Origin of the sequence: Streptomyces inhibens (assembly GCF_003389455.1) — a bacterium.
Taxonomy (GTDB): Bacteria; Actinomycetota; Actinomycetes; order Streptomycetales; family Streptomycetaceae; genus Streptomyces; species Streptomyces inhibens.
Window position 1 is genome coordinate 1 of sequence record NZ_QUAC01000320.1, and the last position, 3,029, is coordinate 3,029.

A 3,029-nucleotide genomic window follows, 5' to 3' on the forward strand; every position below is an offset into this window, starting at 1 on the left:
GCTCCGGCCGCCGGATCCGCGCCGACCTGCTGCGCCGCGGCGCGCTGCGCGCCGTCATCGCGCTGCCCGCCGGCGCCGCCCCGCCCAACGGCGTCCCGCTGCACCTGTGGGTGCTGCGCAAGCCCGGCGGCGGCCCGCCGCCCACCCCGCAGCTCCTCGTCGTCGACACCGCGGGCCCCGCCGCCGGTGCTGTCACCGGCGCGGCCACCGGCCGCGACAAGCCCGACTGGCAGACCGTCCGCGCCACCGCCGTCGACGCCTGGCAGGCCTTCGACCGCGACGGCGGCATCGAGGAAGTGCCCGGCGTGCGGCGGTCGTTGGCCGCCATCGACCTTCTCGACGACGATGTCGACCTCGCCCCGGCCCGGCACCTCCCGCCGCCCGCCGCGGCCGGCGGCCCCGCCGAACTCGCCCGGGTACGCGACCGGCTGACCGCCACCCTCGCCCGTACCACCGAACTCACCCCGCGGCCCGGGGCCGGCGACACCCTGCCGGACCTCGCCGCCACCTCCCGCTGGCCCATGACCACCGTCGGCGAACTCGCCCGCTCCGGCGCCCTGGTAGTGCGCGCCGGCGGCGCCGGCACCCGAGAGCTCGGGGGAGGGCCCGCGGTGCTCACCGACCATGACGTCATCGGCGGCGGCGCCCCCTCCGGCACCCTCCCCGAAGCGCCCGCCTCCGGGCCCGCCGAGGAACCGGTCCAGGTCCTCGTGGGCGATGTCGTCGTCCCGGTCCTCGGCGGCGGCGCCATCGCCCGGGTCGTCGACGAGGCCACCGCCGGTGCCGCCCTCGGCCGCAACCTCACCCTGCTGCGGCCCGACCCGGCCGCCGTCGACCCCTGGTTCCTGGCCGGATTCCTGCGCGGCACCGCCAACAACCGGCAGGCCAGCAGCTACGCCTCCACCGCCACCCGGCTCGACGTCCGCCGCCTCCAGGTGCCCCGACTGCCGCTCGCCGAGCAGCGCCGCTACGGGCAGCGGTTCGGCGACCTGGCCGCCTTCGAAGGAGCCCTGCGGCTGGCGTCCCGGCTCGGCGAGCAGCTGGTCCAGGGCCTGTACGACGGGCTGACGGACGGCTCGGTGACCCCGGACTGACCCGGCGGACGGGCAGGGAGGGGCGGCGGGACGGCGCCGGCTTGGACCGGCAGATCGGGCCGTCCATTCCGTACAACCCCGCACACGGGGTCGGCGTCGTATATACGCTCGCAGGCACGTGTGCGTACCCTGCGCACCCCGCGCCCGCGCGCGAGGCCGCCGTGGCAGCACGGCCCCACCGGCCATGAACCGATCCGTCAGGAGCAGTAATGCACGGCCCCGTCCCTGCCCTCCCGCCGCACCGTCCCCCGGCGCGGGCGACGGTCATCGCGCTGCGGGTGGTCTTCGTGGCCGCCGCGGTGCTCAGCCTCGGCCTGCTGGCCTGGGCCACGCTGCTGCGGGCCGCGATCGTGCGGCGCGGGCAGCTGGGCTGGTGGCTGTTCGGTGGTGACCTGGTGGTGCTCGTCGGCAGCTTTGTGCTGGTCACCGGCTATCCCGAAACGGACTGGCGCACCGACGTCGGGGTCGCGCTGGTGCTGGTACAGATCGCCGTGGCCGTGGCGTACTACCTGGTCGTCGACGTCCGCGCCCAGCGGACGGCCGGATACGGCGACCGCCACGTCCCGGCGGCCTACCCCGGCATGCCGCCCGCCGCCGCACCCGTCGCGCATCACTACGGCCCGCCGCGGCCGCCCGTGCCGGCCCCGCTGTACGCCCAGGAGACCCAGCCGTACGGGGCGCCCGGCGCGGCACCCGTCAACCCGTACGCCATGACCGAGACCCGGCTGCCGCAGCCGCCGGCCCATGGCGCACCGCCGCACCCCTCGCCGCCGCCCGCGGGCCCGTACGCCCCGCCGCCCCAGGACCGGCCCCAGCCGCAGCGCATCGACCGCGTACGGGCCGAGCTCGACGAACTCAGCGACTATCTCCGCAAGGAGGAGGGGCGGTGAACGGGCGGGTCATCGCCGAGCGCTATGAACTCTCCGCGCTGCTCGGTCAGGGCGGTATGGGCCAGGTCTGGATCGGCTACGACCGCCGCCTGGACCGCCGGGTCGGCGTCAAGCTGCTGCGCCCCGACCGGGTGGCGGGCACCCCGGACGGCGAGGAGATGCGCCGCCGCTTCGTCCGCGAATGCCGGGTCACCGCGCAGGTCGACCACCCCGGGCTGGTCACCGTCCACGACGCCGGCAGCGACGACGAGGACCTCTACCTGGTCATGCAGTACGTCGAGGGCGCCGACCTCTCCGACCACCTCGCCGAGCACGACCCCTACCCCTGGCTCTGGGCGGTCTCCGTCGCCGCCCAGCTCTGCGCCGTACTGGCGTCCGTCCACGCGGTACCGATCGTCCACCGCGACCTCAAGCCCCGCAATGTCATGATCCGGCCGGACGGCTCCCTGGTCGTCCTCGACCTCGGTATCGCCTCCGCCCTGGACACCGACACCACCCGTCTCACCCACACCGGCTCGCCCATCGGCAGCCCCGCCTACATGGCGCCCGAGCAGGCGATGGGCGGCGCCGTCGGCCCGCACACCGACCTCTACGCCCTCGGGGTGCTGCTGCACGAACTCCTCAGCGGCGAGGTCCCGTTCGCCGGCTCGACGGCCCTGGGCGTACTCCACCGCCACCTCCACGAGGAGCCCGTCCCGGTACGCACACTGCGCCCCGACGTCCCCGAGGCCCTCGAAGCCCTCGTCCTCCACCTGCTGCGCAAGGACCCCCAGGCCCGCCCCGCCGACGCCCAGGAGGTCTACCAGGCGCTGGCCCCACTGCTGCCCGCCGCCACCACGGGCCCGCAGGCCGCACAGTCCCCGCCCGCCCCGCTCGCCCCGATGGACCCCACCCGCCCCTTCCGGCAGCCGCAGGCCCCCTGGCCGGTGCGCTCCTCCGGGGCGCCGGCCCCGGCCCCGACGCCGACCGCGCTGTCCACGCCGCTCGTTCCGGAGCCTGCCCTCGGCCCGGGGGCTGCCCTCGGCCTGGGGGCTGCCCTCGGCCC

The 3,029-nt window shown here is 76.6% G+C and carries 3 protein-coding genes; all 3 read left to right on the top strand.

What is annotated here, in order from left to right:
• Nucleotides 1-1,094 (top strand): restriction endonuclease subunit S domain-containing protein (locus tag DY245_RS33760; RefSeq protein WP_483409833.1); only part of this gene is annotated, 1,094 nt, incomplete at its 5' end.
• A 209-nt stretch (nucleotides 1,095-1,303) separates the two neighbouring features.
• Nucleotides 1,304-1,984, top strand: coding sequence for a hypothetical protein (locus DY245_RS33765; RefSeq protein ID WP_128510953.1), 681 nt, complete (start codon nucleotides 1,304-1,306; stop codon nucleotides 1,982-1,984).
• Nucleotides 1,981-3,029, top strand: a 1,049-nt coding sequence (locus tag DY245_RS33770) for a serine/threonine-protein kinase (RefSeq protein WP_280525029.1), incomplete at its 3' end; no start/stop codon positions are given. The genes DY245_RS33765 and DY245_RS33770, both read left to right, overlap by 4 nt.

Coding starts and splice junctions, on each gene's coding strand:
- DY245_RS33765 (WP_128510953.1), top strand. CDS start 1,304: ATGCACGGCCCCGTCCCTGCCCTCCCGCCGCACCGTCCCCCGGCGCGG.